This window comes from Mycobacterium asiaticum (genome assembly GCF_001673365.1).
In the GTDB taxonomy this organism is placed as follows: Bacteria; Actinomycetota; Actinomycetes; order Mycobacteriales; family Mycobacteriaceae; genus Mycobacterium; species Mycobacterium asiaticum_A.
The window spans coordinates 32,139-53,565 of the sequence record NZ_LZLS01000103.1; the positions used below are offsets into that span (position 1 = coordinate 32,139).

General features: G+C 66.0%; 17 protein-coding genes, 1 pseudogene and 1 riboswitch. Of the genes and pseudogenes, 9 read left to right on the forward strand and 9 right to left on the reverse strand.

Going from position 1 to position 21,427, the window contains the following annotated elements; genetic code table 11:
- Positions 1-60: 60 nt before the first annotated feature.
- A riboswitch (M-box (ykoK) riboswitch) is annotated at positions 61-229 on the forward strand.
- Between the two features lie 255 nt (positions 230-484).
- The 3 genes from A5634_RS12015 to A5634_RS12025 all read left to right on the forward strand — a co-directional run bounded on the left by A5634_RS12015 (position 485) and on the right by A5634_RS12025 (position 5,546).
- Positions 485-718, forward strand: a complete 234-nt coding sequence (locus A5634_RS12015) for an Rv1535 family protein (protein ID WP_065144273.1) — start codon at positions 485-487, stop codon at positions 716-718.
- 407 nt (positions 719-1,125) lie between these two features.
- Positions 1,126-4,281 (forward strand): isoleucine--tRNA ligase, encoded by a 3,156-nt coding sequence (ileS, locus tag A5634_RS12020; RefSeq protein WP_065144274.1) that lies wholly within the window; start codon positions 1,126-1,128, stop codon positions 4,279-4,281.
- Positions 4,282-4,325: 44 nt separating this feature from the next.
- Positions 4,326-5,546 carry a peptidoglycan DD-metalloendopeptidase family protein gene (locus tag A5634_RS12025; RefSeq protein ID WP_065144275.1) on the forward strand — a complete coding sequence of 407 codons (1,221 nt, stop codon included), beginning with the start codon at positions 4,326-4,328 and terminating at the stop codon, positions 5,544-5,546.
- Here A5634_RS12025 and A5634_RS12030 read toward each other — a convergent pair.
- Positions 5,536-6,537, reverse strand: coding sequence for a hypothetical protein (locus tag A5634_RS12030; protein ID WP_065144276.1), 1,002 nt, complete (start codon positions 6,535-6,537; stop codon positions 5,536-5,538). The genes A5634_RS12025 and A5634_RS12030 overlap by 11 nt on opposite strands.
- 139 nt (positions 6,538-6,676) lie before the next feature.
- Here A5634_RS12030 and A5634_RS12035 point away from each other — a divergent pair, with 139 nt between their 5' ends.
- Complete coding sequence (locus tag A5634_RS12035; RefSeq protein WP_065144277.1) at positions 6,677-7,633, forward strand: dTDP-glucose 4,6-dehydratase; 957 nt, start codon at positions 6,677-6,679, stop codon at positions 7,631-7,633.
- A gap of 17 nt (positions 7,634-7,650) precedes the next feature.
- Here the strand turns inward: A5634_RS12035 and A5634_RS12040 are convergent, their stop codons facing one another.
- A complete protein-coding gene (locus tag A5634_RS12040; protein ID WP_065144278.1) occupies positions 7,651-8,877 on the reverse strand; it encodes a PE family protein in 1,227 nt (408 codons plus the stop codon).
- A gap of 173 nt (positions 8,878-9,050) precedes the next feature.
- Here A5634_RS12040 and A5634_RS12045 point away from each other — a divergent pair, with 173 nt between their 5' ends.
- On the forward strand, positions 9,051-10,451 hold the full coding sequence (locus A5634_RS12045; RefSeq protein ID WP_065144279.1) for a DNA polymerase IV: 1,401 nt from the start codon (positions 9,051-9,053) through the stop codon (positions 10,449-10,451).
- On the opposite strand, the gene A5634_RS12050 is transcribed toward A5634_RS12045, so the two are convergent.
- Positions 10,416-11,336 carry an asparaginase gene (locus A5634_RS12050; RefSeq protein ID WP_065144290.1) on the reverse strand — a complete coding sequence of 307 codons (921 nt, stop codon included), beginning with the start codon at positions 11,334-11,336 and terminating at the stop codon, positions 10,416-10,418. The two genes, A5634_RS12045 and A5634_RS12050, sit on opposite strands and share 36 nt — an antisense overlap.
- A gap of 60 nt (positions 11,337-11,396) precedes the next feature.
- On the opposite strand from A5634_RS12050, the gene lspA reads away from it, so the two are divergent.
- A complete protein-coding gene (lspA, locus tag A5634_RS12055) occupies positions 11,397-12,023 on the forward strand; it encodes a signal peptidase II (RefSeq protein ID WP_065144291.1) in 627 nt (208 codons plus the stop codon).
- On the forward strand, positions 12,020-12,946 hold the full coding sequence (locus A5634_RS12060) for an RluA family pseudouridine synthase (RefSeq protein WP_065144280.1): 927 nt from the start codon (positions 12,020-12,022) through the stop codon (positions 12,944-12,946). Before lspA ends, A5634_RS12060 begins: the two co-directional genes overlap by 4 nt.
- Here the strand turns inward: A5634_RS12060 and A5634_RS12065 are convergent.
- The 3 genes from A5634_RS12065 to A5634_RS12075 are packed head-to-tail and all read right to left on the reverse strand — an operon-like array spanning position 12,943 to position 15,148.
- Positions 12,943-13,704 carry a class I SAM-dependent methyltransferase gene (locus A5634_RS12065; RefSeq protein ID WP_065144281.1) on the reverse strand — a complete coding sequence of 254 codons (762 nt, stop codon included), beginning with the start codon at positions 13,702-13,704 and terminating at the stop codon, positions 12,943-12,945. The genes A5634_RS12060 and A5634_RS12065 overlap by 4 nt on opposite strands.
- Before the next feature lie 5 nt (positions 13,705-13,709).
- Positions 13,710-14,480, reverse strand: coding sequence for a class I SAM-dependent methyltransferase (locus A5634_RS12070; protein WP_065144282.1), 771 nt, complete (start codon positions 14,478-14,480; stop codon positions 13,710-13,712).
- The gene (locus A5634_RS12075; protein WP_065144283.1) at positions 14,477-15,148 is read right to left on the reverse strand and encodes an MliC family protein; all 672 of its coding nucleotides are present in this window, start codon (positions 15,146-15,148) and stop codon (positions 14,477-14,479) included. Before A5634_RS12075 ends, A5634_RS12070 begins: the two co-directional genes overlap by 4 nt.
- Before the next feature lie 175 nt (positions 15,149-15,323).
- On the opposite strand from A5634_RS12075, the gene A5634_RS12080 reads away from it, so the two are divergent.
- Both A5634_RS12080 and A5634_RS12085 read left to right on the forward strand, forming a co-directional pair.
- A complete protein-coding gene (locus A5634_RS12080; protein WP_065144292.1) occupies positions 15,324-16,340 on the forward strand; it encodes an SDR family NAD(P)-dependent oxidoreductase in 1,017 nt (338 codons plus the stop codon).
- A 4-nt stretch (positions 16,341-16,344) separates the two neighbouring features.
- Positions 16,345-17,148 (forward strand): SDR family NAD(P)-dependent oxidoreductase, encoded by an 804-nt coding sequence (locus A5634_RS12085; RefSeq protein ID WP_065144284.1) that lies wholly within the window; start codon positions 16,345-16,347, stop codon positions 17,146-17,148.
- Between the two features lie 6 nt (positions 17,149-17,154).
- Here the strand turns inward: A5634_RS12085 and A5634_RS12090 are convergent, their stop codons facing one another.
- From A5634_RS12090 to A5634_RS12100, 3 genes and pseudogenes are all read right to left on the reverse strand, one after another.
- Positions 17,155-18,840, reverse strand: coding sequence for a hypothetical protein (locus tag A5634_RS12090; RefSeq protein WP_065144285.1), 1,686 nt, complete (start codon positions 18,838-18,840; stop codon positions 17,155-17,157).
- A gap of 4 nt (positions 18,841-18,844) precedes the next feature.
- The gene (locus A5634_RS29905; protein ID WP_065144286.1) at positions 18,845-20,713 is read right to left on the reverse strand and encodes a serine/threonine-protein kinase; all 1,869 of its coding nucleotides are present in this window, start codon (positions 20,711-20,713) and stop codon (positions 18,845-18,847) included.
- A 36-nt stretch (positions 20,714-20,749) separates the two neighbouring features.
- Positions 20,750-21,427: pseudogene (locus tag A5634_RS12100) on the reverse strand (serine/threonine protein kinase); the annotation flags it as partial.

Here is a 21,427-nt window from a genome sequence, read left to right on the forward strand (position 1 = left end):
TGGCGAAACTATCGGGTGCCGCGTTGACCGAACCGGACCTGTGGTGCATTATCGGTCAGGCAAGCACCTCGTTAGGTGAGGCGGCTACACGAACACAGGCCACTGACCCCGAACGTCGAAAGACGCCCCGGGTCAGGACAGCTCCTCCCGGCTTAAGGGTTGAGCCCAGGTGGCTTCCGGTTAACGGATACGTCGGGTAGTGCCGAAGCTCTGACGAGAGGGGTGCGGATTTCCGGCAATTGCCGGATTCTGTTCTCCTTTGTGTGCACACTGACAAGACGTATTTGTCGTGACCGAGAGGAGGTGAGGGACGCATGAGTTCCAGTGGCAGTCCGGGTCGATATCCGGGCGCTGTTTCGTCCCTGACCGGTCTTCGGCGCGACCTTTTCGACTGAGTCGCTCCGACCGGGACCGTTACGGGACGGGACTTCCCAAGATTTCTTTGAGGTCCACCTGTCAACGTTTTCCCCGTTAGGAGGCAATAATGACCGCTGCACTGTACGACGAAGTAGTTACCGTCACCGCCGCACCCACCCTGCACGTGGTTCGCGACGTTCCGGCACCTAAGAAGGCGCCCACCGCCGCGCACCGCATCGGCGAGGCGCTCGGTGCTGGCTCCGACCCGTTGGTCGACGGGGCCGCCCGGCTGCTCAGCATTCCGCTGCGGCACATGTACGCCGCGCTGTGGCGCATCGGCGTGCTCGAAATCCAGGCGTGACCACAATGGACAGCGACCGATCTAGGGCTCCAAGGGGCTAACCGACCGCAGGATGTGACCTGCGGCGGGTTAGCTCCTTGGAGCCGCTCACCTCAATGGTTGTGACCCGCCGCACCCGGCTACGCCGGGTTTGCGATCACACTCGACCTAATCGTTGTGATCCGCCGCACCCGGCTACGCCGGGTTTGCGATCACAACTAGACTCACCACATCGGCGTCGATCCGGCAATCACCGGGGAGCCTTCGGAAGAACAGCCAGTCCGGCCCAGTAGAACCGAACGGGTAGGCCCGTCACAGCCTTTCGAGCGGTCACGCGTCAGCGTGGCAAGCGGGGTGGTACCGCGGCGTCGCGCACCAGCGCAGGCGTCGTCCCCGGCCTGAATTTGGGCACGAGGAGACGACGCACTGTGACCGACAACGCCGGAGCGTATCCAAAGCTGGCCAGTGGAGCGCCCGATTTCCCGGCGCTCGAACTCGAGGTGCTCGATTACTGGTTCCGCGACGACACTTTTCGCGCCAGCATCGCTCGGCGCGACGGTGCCAAGGAATACGTGTTCTACGACGGGCCCCCGTTTGCCAACGGCCTGCCGCACTATGGGCACCTGCTGACCGGCTACGTCAAAGACATCGTGCCGCGCTTTCGCACCATGCGCGGCGACAAAGTGGAGCGCCGATTTGGTTGGGACACACACGGTTTGCCTGCCGAGCTCGAGGTCGAACGCCAGCTGGGCATCACCGACAAGTCCCAGATCGACTCGATGGGGATTGCCGCGTTCAACGACGCGTGCCGCGCCTCGGTGCTGCGCTACACCGACGAATGGCAGCAGTACGTTACCCGCCAGGCTCGCTGGGTCGACTTCGACAACGACTATAAGACGCTCGATCTGTCCTACATGGAGTCGGTGATCTGGGCGTTCAAGCAGTTGTGGGACAAGGGTTTGGCCTACGAGGGCTACCGGGTGTTGCCGTACTGCTGGCGCGACGAGACCCCGTTGTCCAATCACGAATTGCGGATGGACGACGACGTCTACCAGAGCCGCCAGGACCCCGCGCTCACCGTCGGTTTCAGAGTCAGCGGCGGGGAGCTTGACGGCGCTTACCTTTTGGTGTGGACGACGACCCCGTGGACGCTGCCGTCCAACCTTGCTGTCGCGGTGAATCCGAACGTGAGCTACGTGCAAGTCCAAGCCGACGACCGGCGTTTCGTGCTGGCCGAAGCACGTTTGGGCGCCTATGTGCGAGAGCTCGGCGAAGAGCCCGAGGTGTTGGGCGCCTACCGTGGCGCGGATCTGTTGGGCACCCGGTATCTGCCGCCGTTCGCATACTTTCTCGACTCGCCCAACGCTTTTCAGGTGCTGCCGGCCGAGTTCGTCACCACCGAGGACGGCACCGGCCTGGTGCACATGGCGTCGGCCTACGGCGAGGACGACATGGCGACCACCGAGCCGGCCGGCATCGTGCCGGTCACCCCGGTCGACGCCAAAGGCCGCTTCGACGCGACCGTGCCGGATTACCAGGGCCAGCACGTCTTTGATGCCAACCCGCACATCATCCGCGATCTGAAGAATCAGAGCGGTCCGGCCGCTCCCAATGGCGCGGTGCTGCTGCGCCACGAAACCTACGAGCACCCCTACCCGCACTGCTGGCGCTGCCGAAACCCGTTGATCTACCGGGCAGTGTCGTCCTGGTTCGTCCAGGTGACCCGGTTCCGGGATCGCATGGTAGAGCTGAATCAGCAGATCACCTGGTATCCCGAACACGTCAAGGACGGTCAGTTCGGTAAGTGGTTGCAGGGAGCGCGGGACTGGTCGATCTCGCGAAACCGCTACTGGGGCACCCCGATTCCGGTGTGGAAATCCGATGATCCCGCCTACCCGCGCATCGACGTCTACGGCAGCCTGGACGAGTTGGAACGCGACTTCGGGGTGCGGCCGGACAACCTGCACCGTCCGTACATCGACGAGCTGACCCGGCCCAATCCCGACGACCCGACCGGCGCCAGCACCATGCGCCGCATTCCCGATGTGCTCGACGTCTGGTTCGATTCGGGCTCGATGCCGTACGCGCAAGTGCATTACCCGTTTGAGAATGCGGACTGGTTCGACGGCGTCCATAGCGCCGACCCTGACAAGCAGGTCGACGCGCATTACCCCGGTGACTTCATCGTGGAATACATCGGGCAAACCCGCGGCTGGTTTTATACGCTGCACGTGCTGGCCACCGCTCTGTTCGACCGCCCGTCGTTCAAAACCTGTGTGGCGCATGGCATCGTGCTGGGGTCTGACGGCCAAAAGATGAGCAAGTCGCTGCGCAACTACCCCGATGTCACCGAGGTGTTCGACCGCGACGGGTCCGACGCCATGCGGTGGTTCCTAATGGCCTCGCCGATCCTGCGCGGCGGCAACTTGATCGTCACCGAGCAGGGCATTCGCGACGGTGTGCGGCAGGTGTTGCTGCCGTTCTGGAACGCGTACAGTTTTCTGGCCCTGTATGCGCCGAAAGTTGGTGTCTGGCGTACAGATTCGACCCACGTGCTGGACCGCTACATTCTGGCCAAGCTGGCGGTACTGCGCCACGATCTCACCGACGCGCTGGAGGTCTGTGATATCTCCGGGGCGTGCGAACAACTGCGTCAGTTCACCGAGGCGTTGACGAACTGGTATGTGCGACGGTCGCGTTCGCGGTTCTGGGTGGAGGACGTCGACGCCATCGACACGCTGCATACGGTGCTCGAAGTCACCGCACGGCTGGCCGCGCCGTTGCTGCCGTTGATCACCGAGCTGATCTGGCGCGGCCTGACCGGTGGGCGCTCGGTGCACTTGACCGACTGGCCGCAGGCATCCGAACTGCCCGCCGATGCCGCCCTGGTCGCGGCGATGGATCAGGTTCGCGAGGTGTGCTCGGCGGCGTCGTCGCTGCGCAAGGCCAAGAAGCTACGGGTCCGCTTGCCGCTGCGGAAATTGATTGTGGCAGTAGATAATCCGGAACTTTTGGAGCCCTTCGCCGATCTTATTGGTGACGAGTTGAATGTTAAGCAGGTCGAACTGACCGACGCGATCGACACCTACGGCCGGTTCGAGCTAACCGTGAACGCTCGGGTTGCCGGACCGCGGCTGGGCAAGGATGTGCAGGCGGCCATCAAGGCCGTCAAGGCGGGGGAGGGGGTCGTCAACCCGGACGGCACCTTGACCGCCGGTCCGGCGGTGCTGCAGCCCGAGGAGTACAGCTCGCGGTTGGTGGCCGCCGATCCGGAGTTCACCGCGGCCCTTCCCGGCGGTGCGGGGCTCGTGGTGTTGGACGGCACGGTGACCCCAGAACTGGAGGCCGAGGGCTGGGCCAAGGACCGCATCCGTGAGTTGCAGGAGTTGCGTAAGTCGACCGGTCTGGATGTGTCCGACCGCATCAGCGTGGTGATGTCGGTGCCGGACGAGCGAGCCGGGTGGGCCTCGACGCATCGTGACCTTATTGCCGGTGAAATACTAGCCACCACTTTTGAATTCGGTGACCCCGCTGAGGCGGCGGAGATCGGCGACGGTGTGCGAGTGTCTATCGCCAAGGTGTGATGCGTCTGCTCGCGCCAGAGACGAGCGGGAGAAGGGAGTGGACCATGCGGGTGCTCGGGTTGTTCCGGGTGCACAACGGCGCAGACATTCTGCCCCGGGTGCTCGATTCGTTGTCCGGCTGGTGTGACGACATCTACGTCATCGACGACCGCAGCACCGATGACACCGCCGAGATCCTGTCTCACCACCCCGCGGTGACGAACCTCGTTCGCGCCCGCTCGGATCTGCCGCCCACCCCGTGGCTGATCGGCGAACCGCCGGGGCTCGAGCTGCTCTACCGCATGGCCGATTTCTGCCTTCCGGACTGGATCGTGATGATCGACTCCGACCAGGTCGTCGAAGCCGACGTCGAAATTCGCCAGATGTTGGCCGACACCCCGGCCGACGTAGCGGCGCTGATGTGCCCGATGATCCCGGCTTGGGACGATCCGAAGTATCCGGAGATGATCCCAGTGATGGGACCGGCGGAGTCAGTGCGCGGGCCATTCTGGCGCTGGAGTCCAGGCCTGCGCGCCGGGACTCGGCTGATCCACAATCCGCACTGGCCAGCCAACATCACCGAACGCGGACGCATCGCAATGACGTATGACGTCCGGCTGGTTCACAACGGATGGTCCACCCTCGCCGAACGAGTCGCCAAGGTCGACCACTACGGGAGGATCGACCCCGATTGCCAACTCAACCACGGCGTCCCCTACGACCGGGCCCTGCTCTTCGGCTATGCCCGAGACGAGGTCGATCTGCTCGAGTCCGACTACCTGCGTCGCGTCCGCGGCGAGTTTTATCCCACCGAGCCGGGGACCCGGTTGCCGATCGACCGGGATTGTCTCGCGATCGGCGCCGGCTACGGCCCCCGTGCCGAAACCTTTCATCCGGGTGTCGACTTCGCCGCCGAGCCCGGCACCGCGATACACGCCGTGTCGTCTGGAACCGTCAGTCGCACAGTCGAGCTCGACGAAGACGGACTTTGGTCGCTTACGGTTCAAGACGCTAACGTCGACCTGGTCTATGTGTTCCGCAACACCGGGGCGCCGCTGATCACCGTAGGCGAGCGGATCGCTGCCGGCGCGCGCATCGGCACCGTCGGGCCGGAAGCCGAATCATCGGACGGTTACCTACATTTCGAAGTTCATGCCGACGGCGGACATACCAGCCCGCTGCGGTATCTGGCCAATCTTGGTCTGCAACCGTGGCCGCCGCAGGGACGGCCCCGGCCGGTGTCGGGAATCTATCCGGCGGTAACGCCGTGCACCATCACCGGATAAGCGTCAGCTGGTCCACCACGGCGCGGGCCGACCGGATGGCCGAGCGGACTTCCTGCAAGATCTTGGCCGGATGTTGCTCGTCGGATTCGCCGAGCCGGTTGTAGCGCTCGACACCGAAGGCCACCGACTCCAGGCGGATTTCGAAGGCCAGCACCAAAATCCGTAACGCTTCGAAGTGCAGGTAGGGCAGTACCGGCTGACCGGCCACCAATAGACAACGAGATCGGTGCATCCGCAGGGTCTGCGCGGCGAAGGTATACGTGTCGGCCGAGTTGGCCCGTCGGTTGTCCGGGTCCGGTGACGGCGTTTCGAGGAGCGTGATTGGCACGCCCACCGAGTTGCTTTCCGGCGGAAAACTCCAGACCTCACGACCTTGGTGTGGTTGGCCAACCCGCTGACGGGCATGATCCTGTACCGCACCGATGTCGAGCCCGAGTGCTTCACCGGCCGCGTCCACCAGTAGGTCGAACTCGGTGCGTGCCCACGGCGCGCGGCTGGCCACGGCGTCCTGTTCGGAGTCCATCAGCTCGCGGGACGCCGCAGCTAACACGATATGGCCAACTTTACGGCCCGCGGTCACCTCCCGCGCGTACCCAACTCGCAGGTGATTGGTGTAGCGGCCGCCGCCGATGATTAGCAGGTAGTCGAATTCGGTTCCCCGGGGCGCTGATTCGCGGGTCAGGCCGAGTTCGCCAGCCAGCGTCTCGATCCGCTCCAACCGGACGGCCGGCAGGTCCAGGCGCGGAATCAGCCAGCGGACCGCGCCGGCGGCGTCTTGGCTGTGCACACGCCCCGTCCCGGTCCGCGCGCGGCCACGGTAGTCCCACACCGCGCTGAACTCGTCGAGTAGCGCTAATCGCGCGCCGAGCCCCACCCCCGCCGGAACCTTGCCGCCGAACATTTCGACCAACTCCGCCAGGGCGGGATGCGTGCTCCACGCTTCGATTTCGTTGCGGACGTCGTCTTCGGATTCGAGATCCGACGGACACATGCAGTCTTACCCCCTCGGGTCACCGTGCCGAATCGCCACCATACCTGCGGTACTCGGCTAACCGGACGCGGCGGGGCGAGACAGTAAGCTGTGAGCCGAAATTCGGCGAAGACGACACGACGCGCGGGAGCAGCTTGCGGTGAGAGTACTTGTGACAGGCGGAGCAGGGTTCCAGGGCAGCCACCTTGCCGAGGCGCTGCTCGCCATGGGATATCAAGTGACCGTTCTCAATACGCTGTCGGCGGCGGCCAAGCGCAACACCCGCCGGTTCGAGGCCGACGAGCACGCCGATCTGGTGTTCGGTTCGGTCACCGACGCAGAGCTGACGAGCAAGACGGTGCCCGAACACGATGTCGTTTTCCATCTCGCGGCAAACGTGAACGTCGACAAGTCGCTCAACGATCCGAAGAGCTTCCTGCAAACCAATGTCATGGGTACCTACAACATTCTCGAGGCCGCACGCCAGTGCGGGTCGCGGGTCATCTACGCCTCGACATGTGAGGTGTACGGCGACGGCCAGGATCTCGGGGCAGACGAACTGCTCGACGAAACCGCCGAGCTGATGCCGAACAGCCCGTATGGCGCGTCGAAAGCGGCCGCGGACCGGCTCTGCTACTCGTACTACCGCTCCTACGGGATGCCGATCAGCATCGTGCGCCCGTTCAACATCTTCGGCGAGCGGCAGAAGAACGGTGCGTTCGGCGCGCTGATCCCGATCTTGGTGCGTCAAGCGATGGCCGGTCAGGACCTCACCGTTTTCGGTGACGGCACGGCCACCCGCGACTACCTGCACGTCAGCGACGTCGTGCGCGCCTACCAGCTGGTATTGGACGCACCCGACCTGGACGGCAAGGCGATCAACTTCGCAAGCGGTGTCAACACGAGCGTCGGGGATATCGCAGCGTACATTGCGGACAAATTCGGCGTGCGGGTCGTCAGAGGTCCCGCCCGGCCCGGGGAAGTCGCGCGCTACCCGGCCAATATCGACTTGGCCAAGAGCATCGGATTCGCGCCGCAGGTCGGAATCTGGTCTGGTATCGACCGCTACGTCGACTGGGCAAAAGGTCAGTCGGGCAACGATATTGAGGCCAGGTAACGGCGTCTGCCGCGCTCTCAGATGGGCAGCGGCAGCAGGTTCATCGGTAGCGCCGACATGATCGGTGCGGGTCCGCCGATGGCGTGAGCGAGTGCGGCAGGCAGGAAGAGCAGCAGACCCGGCAGAATGCCGCCGGTCGGCGTGCCACCGAGCGGAACCGACGTGATTGGCAGGCCGGCCACGGGGCCGATGTTGGCGGTCGGCGTTGACAATGGCGTGAGAATTCCGCCCACCGGCAGGCTCAGCGACAGCGGCGCGGTCACGGACAGGCCGCCCTCCAAAGGCACGTTAATCGGCGGCAAGGTCAGGCCGAAGTTCACCTGCCCATTGAGGAAGCCGTTGGTGACGACGGCGGGTGCGGTGAGAATGGCGACGGCGGCACCGAATCCGTCTCCGGTTTGCACCGCATTGGTGAATGCGGCCCCGAGGGATGCGAGTGCATCGAATGTGGTGATCGGCGAACCCACCGCGTCAATAAGCAGCGCGGTCGGTAAGCCGAAGAATGCGGTGCCGACGGCGACCGGGTCGAGGTTTACCCCCACCGAGTAGGAGAAATCGGTGACAGTCCGCAATAGGTTGACGGCGTTGTTCCCGATTTGTCCGGGAATGGTCAAGATCGGCGATAAATCCGCGGCGATCTGCGATGCACCGAGGCCGGCGTTGACGCTGTTGGCCGCATTGGTGAGCGAGGTCGAGATTATCGATCCGTAGTGCGCCTGGTTGTCCAGGAACTGGTGCAGGAATGGCAGCGGGTTCGCGGCTATCCCGTTGCCGAGGCTTTGCAGGTTGGCGATGGTGTTAGCGAAGAGTCTCTCGTAGGGGCCGGTGATCGCGGCCAGACTTGGTGCGGTGGAACCGGTTCCGAACAGGCCTCCGGGCAACCCAGGTAGGCCAGGTAGGCCAGGTAGGCCAGGTAGGCCGGGTAGCCCGTCTAAAATCGACGCAGCCGGCATGGCCTGCTCGGCACTGGCGATCTCGGTGGCGAGATAGGCGCCGACGCTGGAATTCAGCGTGCTGACGAATTTTGCATGGAACGCCTGCGCCTGCGCGTTGACTGACTGAAACTCCTGCCCGAGCCCGCCGAACATCGCGGCAATGGCGGCTGAAATCTCGTCGGCACCGGCCGGCGCAATAGCGGTAGTCGATCGTGCAATGGATTCCGACGCCTCAAGGATCGCCGATCTTATGCTCGACAAATCCTGAGCTGCAGACTGTACCCATTCCGGCGCAATGACAAGCGACATTGGTCATCTCCTCGACCCCGTGGCTACCAGCCCAAAAAGGATCGACAGAAAAAAAGCTATTAAACATGCGTATAACGCTATATATCGCGTGTAATTCGGGCGCACGCCGTTAGATCCGCCCCGCGTGCCAAACCGCGCACGCCATAGCATCAGCAATCGTGGAGTCCCGATGGGTGCTGCACCTGGATATGGACGCGTTCTTCGCGTCCGTCGAGCAACTCACCCGGCCTACCCTGCGGGGGCGTCCGGTGTTGGTCGGCGGACTGGGCGGTCGCGGTGTGGTGGCGGGGGCCAGCTACGAAGCACGGGTGTTCGGCGCTCGTTCGGCGATGCCCATGCACCAGGCCCGCCGACTGGTCGGCGTGCCGGCGGTGGTGCTGCCGCCGCGCGGCGTGGTGTACGGCGTGGCCAGCCGACGCGTCTTCGCCACCGTGCGCAGGCTGATTCCCGTCGTCGAGCAACTGTCGTTCGATGAAGCATTCGGAGAGCCGGCCGAACTCGCCGGGTCATCGGCCGAGGACGTCGTGGCGTTTTGTGAACACCTACGGCGACGGGTGCGCGAGGAGACCGGTCTGGTCGCCTCGGTGGGAGCGGGTTCGGGTAAGCAGATCGCCAAGATCGCCTCCGGTCTGGCCAAACCCGACGGGATCCGGGTGGTAGACCGGGCCGAGGAGCAACTGCTGCTCGACGGGTTGCCGGTGCGGCGGCTGTGGGGGATCGGGCCGGTCGCCGAGGAGAAACTACACCGACTCGGCATCGAGACGATCGGCCAATTTGCCGCCCTGACCGACGCTGAGGTGGCCAACATCCTGGGCGCAACCGTCGGGCCGGCACTGCACCGGTTGGCCCGCGGCATCGACGACCGCCCCGTCGCCGAGCGCGCCGAGGCCAAGCAGATCAGCGCCGAGTCCACCTTCGCCGCCGACCTGACCACGCTGGACCAGCTGCGCGACGCGATCGAACCGATCGCCGAACACGCGCATCGGCGCTTGCTCAAAGACGGCCGCGGCGCGCGGACCGTCACCGTGAAGCTGAAGAAATCCGACATGAGCACGCTGACCCGCTCGGCAACATTGCCCTATGCGACGGTCGAAGCGGGCGCGCTGGCGGCGCTGGCCCGCAGGCTGCTGCTCGACCCGGTCCAGATTGGGCCGATTCGTCTTCTGGGCGTTGGGTTTTCGGGTCTCAGCGAGGTCCGCCAAGAGTCGCTGTTTCCCGATCTGGAGCTGTCCGCCGAGACTGCCCTGGAGGAGCTGGCCCCCGCGGCTCATCAGGATTTCGAGACGATGCGTGCCGCGTTGCTGACCGGACAGGACGGCGCGTCGTGGCGCATCGGCGACGACGTGGTGCACCGTGACTTCGGGCACGGCTGGGTGCAGGGCGCGGGCCACGGCGTGGTCACCGTCCGGTTCGAGACCCGCAGTTCGGGTCCGGGGCCGGCCCGCACGTTTCCCAGCGATACCGACGAGATGAGCGCCGCGAACCCGGTCGACAGCCTGGACTGGCCCGAGTATGTGGGGCGACTGCGCGACCAGGAATCAGCCCCAGCGGTCGACGACGTCGGCGACCGGTAGTTCCGCACTGAGCGCGGCCATCAGCAACACCCGCGCCTGCGATGGGGCGAGCCGTGGCACCATCAGCGCCCCGGCTTCCACCAAATCGTGCCCCGGACCGTAGCCAGCGCTGACGCGACCGCTCGGGACCCGGGTGGAAACCCCGACCACCACACCGTTGCCGCAGTGCCGGCGCACGCCGTCGACCACCGCGGCACCGACGTTGCCGGATCCCAACGCTTCGAGCACCACCGCACGGGCGCCAGCGGCCACAAAGGCGTCCAGCGCCACCGCGTCGCTGCCCAGGTAGGCCGCGACGATGTCCACTCGCGCAGCGTCGGCAGCGCGCAGCTCCCCGACAAACGGCCTCACCTTGGCTTCCGTCAAGCCACCGTCGACCGTGCCCAACAGCTGACCGCCGAAACCGCTGAGGTCCTGAGTCGCTATTTTGCGTAAACCCAAGGGCTGCAACACCCGTCCGGCGAAACACACCAGCACGCCGAGGTTTCGAGCCGCCGGGCTGGCCGCTACGGCCAGCGCGTCACGCAGGTTGGCGGGGCCGTCGGCGTCGGGCGCGTCAGCACTGCGCATCGCGCCGGTGAGCACGATCGGGACATCGCCGTCGTACCCGAGCTCCAACCACAACGCGCTTTCTTCCATCGTGTCGGTGCCGTGGGCGAGGACAACCCCTTCCGCGCCGGCGCGGATCGCGTCGTGAATCGCGTCGACGATGCGATCCCAGTCCGTGGTGACCAGTTCGGAGCTGTCGACCGCCATCAGATCGACCACGTCGACGTCGAGGCCCGCGGTCAGTTCGGCGCCGCTGTGGGCGGGCCGGCGTACCCCGTCGGGGCCGGTGCTGGTCGAGATCGTCCCTCCGGTGGTGATGACAGTGACGCGGCCCATCCGGAAATCATCCCGCACGTCCACTGCCTCTGCTCGGCACCACTAGTGGATGATGGTGGGGTGTCCGACGAACCAACAGGATCGGCTGAACCGCTGACCTCAACCGGTGACGCCGCACCCGCCTGCGCGGACGAGGCTGCCGAGACGAAGCAGCCGCCCAAGCGGCGGCTGCGCTTGCTGCTTTCGGTCGCGGCGGTTGTGCTGGCGCTCGACGTCATATCCAAGATCTTGGCGGTCAAGCTGCTACCCCCTGGCCAACCGGTGTCGATCATCGGGGACACCGTGACATGGACACTGGTGCGCAACTCCGGCGCCGCGTTCTCGATGGCGACCGGATACACCTGGGTGCTGACGCTGATCGCCACCGGCGTGGTGGTCGGCATCTTCTGGATGGGCCGGCGGCTGGTCTCACCGTGGTGGGCGCTCGGCCTGGGGATGATCCTGGGCGGCGCCATGGGCAACCTCGTCGACCGGTTCTTCCGGGCACCGGGACCGCTGCGCGGGCACGTCGTGGACTTCCTGTCCGTCGGTTGGTGGCCGGTATTCAACGTCGCCGATCCGTCCGTGGTGGGCGGGGCGATTCTGCTGGTCGTGCTGTCCATCTTCGGCTTCGACTTCGACACGGTGGGTCGGCGAAACCCCGACGGCGACAACGACGGTCGGAATCAAGCCGACCACAGCGAGTGACCGACCGCTCCATGCCGGTCCCCGAGGGACTGGCGGGGATGCGCGTCGACGCCGGACTGGCGCGGATGCTCGGTTTGTCCCGCAGCGCCGCGGCCGCCATCGCCGAGGACGGCGGTGTCGAACTCGACGGGGCCAAGGCGGGTAAGTCCGACCGGCTCAACGCCGGTGCCTGGCTACAAGTGCGGTTGCCGGAGCCGGCAAAGCCGCCGGAGAACACGCCCGTCGAAATCGAGGGCATGACGATCCTGTACTCCGACGACGACATCGTCGCCGTCGACAAGCCGGCCGCGGTTGCCGCGCACGCGTCGGTCGGCTGGACCGGACCCACCGTGCTCGGCGGACTGGCCGCCGCCGGTTACCGGATCACGACCTCGGGCGTGCACGAACGCCAGGGCATCGTGCATCGGCTGGATGTCGGCACGTCCGGCGTGATGGTCGTGGCGATCTCCGAACGCGCCTATACCGTGCTCAAGCGCGCCTTCAAGCAACGCACCGTCGAAAAGCGTTATCACGCACTGGTGCAAGGACATCCGGATCCGTCCAGCGGAACGATCGACGCGCCGATCGGCCGCCACCCCGGCCCGGAGTGGAAGTTTGCGGTCAAACGGGACGGCAGGCACAGCATCACCCACTACGACACCGTCGAAGCGTTCGTCGCCGCCAGCCTGCTCGACGTGCACCTGGAAACCGGTCGCACGCACCAGATCCGGGTGCATTTCTCCGCGCTGCACCACCCGTGCTGCGGCGACCTCGTCTACGGCGCCGACCCAAAACTTGCGAAAAGGCTTGGCCTGGAACGTCAATGGCTACACGCGCGCTCGCTGGCATTCGCTCACCCGGCCGACGGCCGGCGGATCGAGATCGTCAGCCCCTATCCTGACGACCTGCGGCACGCGCTAGAGGTGTTACGCGCCGAAGGTTAGGGCTTGCGAGCCTCGACAAGGACCCTCGTGGGATGGGTCACGAAGCTTCCGTTGGCCTCGATCTGTTCGTGCAGTTCACGCAACCGCACGTAGTAGGGCTTCGCGGTGAAGTCCGGAACGGTCCAAATCAGCTTGCGCAGGAAGTAGATCACCGCGCCGATGTCATAGAACTCGGCTCGCAACCGTTCCATGCGCATATCCACGATCTGCATTCCGGCGGACTCAGCTTGAGCGCGCTGCGCGGCCGGTTCATACAGCGCCCACAGCTGCGGCTGCGGGCCGACGATTTGGGTGATCAACTCGGACACCGTCGCGGGTCCCGGATGCTGCGCGAAATAGGTGCCGCCCGAGCGCAGCAACCGGGCGATCTCGGTCCACCACACGGCAATTGGGTGGCGGCTGATCACCAGGTCGAAAGCCTCGTCAGCGAATGGCAGCGGAGGCTCGTCGCGGGTCTCGATCACCACCACGCCGCGCGGATGCAACCGTCGGCTGGCCAGCGCCGCGTTGGGTGGCCACGATTCGGTGGCGGCCATCGTGGGCGGGAACTTCTCGACACCGGCCAGCACCTCGCCGCCACCGGTATGAATGTCCAGCGCTGCAGAGACATTCGCCAACCGCCGACTCATCAGCCGCTGATAACCCCACGACGGCCGCTCCTCGGTGGCACGGCCGTCCAGCCAGGAAAAATCCCAGCCTTCGACCGGTGCCGCCATGGCTTCGGCAACCAGATCTTCAAACGAGCGCTTAGGGGTCATACGACTCATCCAAGCTTGCGTGCATCGACGAGCACCCGCGCGGCATGCGCGACGAACCGCCCCTCGGCTTGGATGCGCTCGTGCAATTCGCGCAGCCGGTCCCGGTAACGTTCGACGGTGAAATCGGGCACGGTCCAGATCACTTTGCGCAAAAAGTAGACGACAGCACCGATGTCGAAGAACTCCTGGCGCAACCGCTCGTGGCGCATATCCACAATATGCAATCCCGCGGCTTCGGCCTGGGCCCGCTCGTGATCGGGGTGACGTCGCGCCCACGCTTGCCGCTGCGAGTCGGTAGCCGGACCGACGAAGAATTCGACGAGCTCGGACGCGGTGGCCGGGCCGATGTGCTGGGCGAGGTAAGTGCCACCGGGCCGCAGTACCCGCGCAATCTCGTTCCACCACACGGTGTTTGGGTGCCGACTGGTCACCAGGTCGAATGCTTCGTTTGAGAATGGCAGCTCGGACTCGGTCGGAGTTGCCACCACCACAACGCCGCGAGGATGCAGCCGGTGAGTTGCCAAGGCCGCATTCGGCGGCCACGACTCCACGGCGGCCATGGTCGGCGGAAACTTCGGCGCTCCGGCCAGGACCTCACCACCGCCGGTCTGCAGATCCACCGCCGCCGCGACGCTCGCCAACCGGTTGCTCATCAGTTGCTGGTAGCCCCAGGATGGGCGCTGTTCGGTCGCGCGACCGTCGAGCCAGGAGAAGTCCCAACCATCCACCGATGCCGAATCGGCTTGTGCCACCAGCTCTTCGAATGTCGCGGTCATGGCTGGGTGTGGCAGACGAACTTGGTGCCGCTCATATCCAGGCTCACCTCGCCCTGGTGTTCCCAGTATTCCGAGCCCTGGCGGCCGTACCGGGCGCCGCTGCCGGACGGCTGCAGGAACAGAATCACCCGCACGCCCTTCCAGTCCAATACCGCGGTCTTCGGGTCGAAGTCGTTGTAGAACTGCGCGGTCAGGGTTCCGGCGTCGGCCGGGCAGTTGTAGGTGACCACCGGCGGGGCAGCGTTGTTGGGAACTTCGAGGGCCAGCTCGACCTGACGCGTCTGGTAGGCCTCCAGGACGCAGGTCCGCAGGTCCGAGAAACCCGCGCAACCGTCCCTTACCGTCGCAAACGCGCCTTGCGCGGTGGTCAGTGTGGCCGCATCGGCGCCCGGTCGCGCCAACGCCTGCTGGTAAGCGGCTTGAACGCGGCGGTCCAGCGCGCTCAATTGTGGGTCGTCGCACACCAGTTGCTGCGCTTTGTTGGCCGGCTTGGCGCAGTCGAACGTCATCGGCGCGGGCGGCGGTGGCTGCGTAGACGAGGACTGCGCGCCGCTACCGCCGGAGGTTCCCGAGGCCCCCGTGGTCCCGGCGGTTCTGGATTCCCCGGTGCCGCAGGCACTGACGAAACTGACGATCAGGACGGCCACGATGGCGGCGGTCGGTCTCATACCTGCTGACTACCGGTTGGGTAGGCCGCGGGCCAGTAGGACACGCCGTCGAAAGGCTCCGACATCCACCGTCTTGCGGGGCAGCGGAACCGGTACCGATTCGCCGGTCGATGTCCTAGGTTGGCTCTATGACCCCCTGTCACACCATCCACACGGCTATCAGGAGCAACTGCCAATGAACCTCGGCGACCTCACGAACCTGGTCGAGAAACCGTTTGCGGCAGTGTCGAACCTCATCAACACGCCGAACTCCGCGGGCCGGTACCGGCCGTTCTACTGGCGCAACTTGCGCGATGCGGTGCAGGGTCGCAAGCTCAGCGACGCCGTCGACGGCAAGATCGCCCTTATCACCGGTGGGTCGTCTGGCATCGGTGAAGCCGCCGCGCACAAGATCGCCGAGGCCGGCGGCACGGTGGTGCTGGTCGCGCGGACGCTAGAGAACCTGGAGAAGGTGGCCGACGACATACGCGCCAACGGCGGCACCGCCCACGTGTACCCGTGCGATCTGTCTGACATGGATGCCATCGCCACCATGGCAGACAAAGTGCTCGAAGATCTCGGCGGCGTCGACATCCTGATCAACAACGCCGGGCGTTCCATTCGGCGCTCGCTGGCGCTTTCCTACGACCGAATCCACGATTACCAGCGGACCATCCAGCTGAACTACCTGGGCGCGGTACAGCTGATCCTCAAATTCATCCCCGGCATGCGGGAACGCGGCTTCGGCCACATCATCAACGTCTCCTCGGTCGGGGTCCAGACCCGGGCGCCGCGGTTCGGTGCCTACATCGCCAGCAAAGCCGCACTGGACAGTCTTTGCGACGCGCTACAGGCCGAGACCGTCAGCGACAACGTTCGGTTCACCACCGTGCACATGGCATTGGTGCGGACGCCGATGATCAGCCCCACCACCATGTACGACAAATTCCCGACGCTGACCCCCGACCAAGCCGCCGGGGTGATCACCGATGCGCTGATCCACCAACCGCGTCGGGCCAGCTCGCCATTCGGACAGTTCGCCGCCGTCGCCGACGCCGTCAATCCGGCGGTGATGGACCGGGTGCGCAACCGCGCGTTCGGCATGTTCGAGGACTCCTCAGCCGCCAAGGGAGCCGAAAACACAACGGAGGCAACATCAATCGACAAGCGAAGCGAGACGTTCCTGCAGGCGACCCGAGGGATACATTGGTGACACCATGAGTCTTCCCAAACCGAACAAGAACGCCACCGTCGTCATCACCGGCGCCTCTTCGGGCATCGGTACCGAACTGGCCAAGGGCCTGGCCCGCCGCGGCTTCCCGCTGATGCTGGTGGCGCGGCGCCGCGAACGTCTCGACGAGCTGGCCGCCAAGTTGCGTGAGTCGCACAACGTCGATGTCGAGGTTCTGCCGCTGGACCTGTCGGACGCCGAAGCGCGCGCGCAGCTGGCCGAGCGGCTGAGCACCGACCCGATCGCCGGCCTGTGCAACAGCGCCGGGTTCGGAACCAGCGGGCGCTTCTACGAGCTGGCGCCCGAGCGGGAAAGTGAGCAAGTCACCCTCAATGCACTTGCGCTGATGGAACTCACCCGGGCGGTGTTGCCCGGCATGGTCGAGCGCGGCGCCGGCGCCGTGCTCAACATCGCCTCGATCGCGGGTTTCCAGCCGCTTCCGTTTATGGCGGTGTATTCGGCGACCAAGGCGTTCGTGGTGACCTTCTCCGAGGCCGTCCAGGAAGAACTGCACGGGACCGGCGTATCGGTCACGGCGCTGTGCCCCGGACCGGTGCCCACTGAGTGGGCCGAGATCGCCAGCGCTGAGCGGTTCAGCATCCCGCTGGCGCAGGTGTCGCCGCAGGAGGTCGCCGAGCAGGCCATTGCCGGGATGCTGGCCGGCAAGCGTGGCGTGGTGCCTGGATTAGTGCCCAAAGTCGCCAGCACCGGCGGTCGGCTGCTCCCGCGCAGCGTGCTGTTGCCGGCCATCCGCATCGGCAACAAGCTGCGCGGGGGACCCAGTCGCTGACGCAGGCTATTTGTCGGGTGCGAGTTTCAGCACCTGGGCGTTCTTGATGACATGATCGGACTGATCGCGGCTGACCGGCACGGTGATGAAGAGGGTGCCGGTGGAGTCGACGGCCACGCCGGACGTTCGCCTGCCAAGCGGGATCAGCGTGGCGGTGCTGGCCCCGGCGCGCAGCTCGAACAGGCCCTTACCGAACCCGTCGGCGACGAAGACGTTCCCGAGCGCGTCGACCGCCATGTGTTGCGGCTCGATCACGTCGGGCAGCGGCAGTTCGGTGGTCGTGGTGGCGCCGGCGGCGAGTTTGAGGACGTGCCCTTTGCCCCGCCCCTTGACGCCGGCACTCACATAGACGTTGCCGTCTTTGTCCACCGTAATACCATGCGGCAGATACAGATCGGTGAAGGACAGGTCGGTCGGTCGGTTGTCGCCTGGGATCAGCTTCTTCGCCCCGTACCGCACCTCGTGGATATTTCCGGTTGCGACATTTCCGACGGCGTAAGCGTTGCCGGCGGCGTCAATGGCAATCGCGGCGATCGACACGAATCCTTGGAACGGCAGCCGGATCGGATCGGGGGCGCCGGGCGATAGTTCCCACACTTGTTTGCCGTCGCAGAGATAGACGTTGCCGGCGGCGTCGACCGTCACGTCGTTGGCCATGCGGAAATCGACGCCCCGAAAGTCGACCGTGGTCACGCTGTTTGTTCCCGGCGCCAGCTTGAACAGCTTGGGCCGTCCGGATTCGAATGGGTCCGGATCGGGCGTCTCCAGCACGCTGGACAGCACGTAGATGTTGCCGCTGCCGTCGACGGCCACATTGCGGGGACGATCCAAGCCGGGAAACGGCAGCTCGACCGGCGCCGAGGTGTAGGTGCGCGGCGGCGAAGACGGCCCCGTCGCGGCGCTGGGCGCCGAGTGATGGACCAGTCGCGGGATCGTGATAGCGCCGGCCACCACCGCTGCGACGACCACGATCGCCGCGATAATCGGGCCGAGCAGGCCGCCCTTTCGGCCCCGTCGCGGGCGGAGTGGCGGGGCCGGCAGTTGCCTCGGATGTGAGTGCGGATACGACACCGTTGGGCTGCGGTGCTGGACGGCCGGTTGGTCGGGCGTGGTTGGGGCCGAAGGGATTTGGATCGTCTGAGTGACTTCGTTGGGCGCTTCAGCGCGGGTGGGCAGCGGGGCGCCGACGACCGTGGGCTGGCTGCTGGGGGTGGTGCGCGGGGCCATCGGTAGGGCATGTTGGGCGGCTGCTGCCAACTCGGCCGCACTGCCGAAGCGCACGTCTGGATGAGTGGCCAGGCCGCGGATGATGACGTCGTCAAAAGCGCTCGGCAGACCGGGACGCTGTTGGCTCGGGCGTGCTGCCGGGTCGGGCGGATGACCGGTCAGGCACTCGTTCAGCACCGCCGCCAGCGCCGCAATGGCCGCTCGATGCGTCGCCTCGCTGTCGGTGACCAGGATGCGGGTGCGGTCCTGCGACGGTGTTGCCCCACTGGCGGTGCCCGCCGTCAGAAACGCGGTGCCGTCGTGGGCCAGCGCAATGGTGCTCGTCGTGACCTCACGCGCACTGGTGCCCGGCGAACCGTCAATGGCCGCGGCGATCTGGCGAACCACGTCGACCGCACGAGCCGGGTCGAGCGGACCGTGCTGCACCAGAACGGTTTTGAGGTCGCTGTGTTGTCCGGGGTTCATCGCGTCAGCCGGCCGTGACCTTGAGCAGTCGGGTGCTCTGGGTCAAATAAATGTTGCCCGCGGCGTCGACGGCGACGTCACCGAACGGCTTGTTCTCCGGTGCGGCCAGCAAGGTCGCCGCGTCGGCGCCGACGGCGAGTTTGAGCAATCGGCCCATGCCTTCGGCGTTGTCGACGACGTAGATGTTGCCCTTGCCGTCCACTGCCGCTGCCTCGGCGGTGCCGAGCGGGCCGAACGGCAACTGGGCGGGGCTTGCCGAGCCGCGAGCCAACTTCAGCAGCCGGCCCCGCTGCAGGCCGTAGACGGCACCCGCGCTGTCGACGGCGACGTCTTCAAAACTGCCGCCCCCGAACGGAAGTACGGTTGGTGTGGCGGCATTCGGCGCGAGCTGAAGTACCTCCTCGCGGTCGGCGACATACACATTGCCGTCGGCGTCGACCGCAATGCCCCGGGCGTTGACGCGCCCGAACGGCAACTCCGCCGGGGCGGCGGCGCCCGGGGGGAGTTTCCAGATACGACTCGGACCGCCCTGCGGCCAGTCGGCGATGTACACGGCGCCGGCCGCATCCACAGCGAGGCGCTTGGGCGCGGTGAGGCCGGGGAACGGCACCTCGACTGGCGCGGCGGAATTCAGGGGGAGCTTGTAGATCACCGCGGTGGCGGTATCGACGACATAGACGTCACCGTTCGCGCCGACCGCCACGCCGCCGAGTTCGCTGCGCCCGATGACCGGCAGTCGGTCGGCGTTCAGCGGCGGGACGCTTGCGGACGACGGGGCCGTGGGGGTCGATTGCGCGCTGCTAGTGGCGCCGGGGTGGCGGGTTGATTTCGGCGTGACGACGAACGCGAGGACCACGGCGAGCACGGCGAGAAGCGAGATGCCCGCGACGGTGAGCGCCGCGCGGCGTCGGGACCTGCGCCGCACCGGCGGAACCGGATGGCGGATCGGCGCCGGCTGCGGGTGTTTCCAGGGCTGTGTGACGGGCGCAGGCGGTGCCCAGACACGTTCTGGCACCGGCGTTTCCAGCGCACGCTGGGCGGCCGCACCCAGCTCGCCGGCGGTGCGGTACCGCTGTTCGGGGTCCTTGGCCATGCCCAGCGCGATGACCTCGTCGAAGCCGACCGGAATCCCCGGCCGCTGCTGGCTGGGGCGCGGCGGCGGGGCGGCTAGGTGGGCGGCGACAAGGGCCGGTATCTCGCCTCGGTTGCCGTACGGCGATTCCCCGGTGAGACATTCGTGCAGCACACAAGCCAGCGCATAGATGTCGGCGCCGACCGTGATCTGGCCGGAGGCCAGTCGTTCGGGAGCCAGGTAAGCGAACGAACCGACGGTGGTGCCTTCGCTGGTCAGCTTGGTGTCCGTGGCGGCATTGGCCAGCCCGAAGTCGACCAGGCAGGCGAAGTCGTCCCTGCCGAGCAGGATATTGGCCGGCTTGACGTCGCGGTGGATCACCGTTTCCGCGTGGGCGGCATCCAGCGCGGCGGCAATCTGGCGAACGATCGCTACCGCGCGCGCGGCCGGCATCGCGCCATTGCGGTCGAGGACGCTCTGCAGGTCGGTGCCGTCGATGAGCCGCATGTCGATGTAGAGCTGACCATCGATCTCGCCGCAGCCGTGAATGGGCACCACATGGGGGTCGTGCAACCGGCCGGCGGTCCGCGCCTCGCGGAACAACCGTTCCCGAAACGCCGGGTTGTGAGAGTAGCTGCTGGACAACAATTTCAGCGCCACGACGCGATGCATGACGGTGTCTTCGGCCTCGTAAACCTCACCGAAACCACCGCTGCCCAACAACTTTCGGAGCAGATACGGACCGAACCGGGATCCCACCCGCGAGTTCGAGGAATGACTGACCGTCGGATCACCGGTCATAACCACCCCCTGCCCGTCTGGTCGTATCGCTGGGTATCACTGTGCGACACCGAGTTCCAGGACCTTGCCGGTCGCGCAGTTGTCACTGCGGTGGCAGTCGACGACGAAGATGTCCCCGTCCTTGTTGAGCGCCACGCCGAGTGGATAGTTCAGTCCGGGGAACGCCACTTCGGTGGCGCTGGTTGCCCCGGCGGTCAACCTGAACACCCGTCGCTTGTCGATGTCAGACACGTAGAGAGTGCCGTTGTCGTCCACCGCCACACCGTAGGGCTGCTCGAGTCCGGCGAACGGCAGTTCGGTCGCGGTCGTCGCGCCCGGTGCCAGCTTGAGCACATGGCGGTCGCCACGGTCGGCGACGTAGACATTGCCGTCCTTGTCCACGGCCACACCCGCCGGCGCGTTGAGCGCGGTGGTGGGCATCAGCTGAGTGGTGCTGGACGAATTGGGCGGCAGCTTGAGCACCTGATTCAGGAATTCGTCCACTACGTAGATGCTGCCGTCTTTGCCCAGCGCCACGGCAATGGGCCGGCTCAGGTGCCCGAACGGCATCAGCGCCGGGCCGCGCGCCCCCGGCGTCCACTTCCACAGCGCGGGTGCATGAGCATCGGCCACATACACATTGCCCGCCGCATCCACCGCCACCCCCTCGGCCCCCAATTCACCGAACGGGAGCTCGATGGGGGTCGTCGCGCCGGGAGGCAACTTCAGGACCCG

Excerpts from the sequence above, each read along its gene's own strand:
- A5634_RS12015 (WP_065144273.1), top strand. The coding sequence starts at position 485 with ATGACCGCTGCACTGTACGACGAAGTAGTTACCGTCACCGCCGCACCC.
- A5634_RS12025 (WP_065144275.1), top strand. The coding sequence starts at position 4,326 with ATGCGGGTGCTCGGGTTGTTCCGGGTGCACAACGGCGCAGACATTCTG.
- A5634_RS12030 (WP_065144276.1), bottom strand. The coding sequence starts at position 6,537 with ATGTGTCCGTCGGATCTCGAATCCGAAGACGACGTCCGCAACGAAATC.
- A5634_RS12040 (WP_065144278.1), bottom strand. The coding sequence starts at position 8,877 with ATGTCGCTTGTCATTGCGCCGGAATGGGTACAGTCTGCAGCTCAGGAT.
- A5634_RS12050 (WP_065144290.1), bottom strand. The coding sequence starts at position 11,336 with ATGGGCCGCGTCACTGTCATCACCACCGGAGGGACGATCTCGACCAGC.
- A5634_RS12065 (WP_065144281.1), bottom strand. The coding sequence starts at position 13,704 with ATGACCCCTAAGCGCTCGTTTGAAGATCTGGTTGCCGAAGCCATGGCG.
- A5634_RS12070 (WP_065144282.1), bottom strand. The coding sequence starts at position 14,480 with ATGACCGCGACATTCGAAGAGCTGGTGGCACAAGCCGATTCGGCATCG.
- A5634_RS12075 (WP_065144283.1), bottom strand. The coding sequence starts at position 15,148 with ATGAGACCGACCGCCGCCATCGTGGCCGTCCTGATCGTCAGTTTCGTC.
- A5634_RS12080 (WP_065144292.1), top strand. The coding sequence starts at position 15,324 with ATGAACCTCGGCGACCTCACGAACCTGGTCGAGAAACCGTTTGCGGCA.
- A5634_RS12085 (WP_065144284.1), top strand. The coding sequence starts at position 16,345 with ATGAGTCTTCCCAAACCGAACAAGAACGCCACCGTCGTCATCACCGGC.
- A5634_RS12090 (WP_065144285.1), bottom strand. The coding sequence starts at position 18,840 with ATGAACCCCGGACAACACAGCGACCTCAAAACCGTTCTGGTGCAGCAC.
- A5634_RS29905 (WP_065144286.1), bottom strand. The coding sequence starts at position 20,713 with ATGACCGGTGATCCGACGGTCAGTCATTCCTCGAACTCGCGGGTGGGA.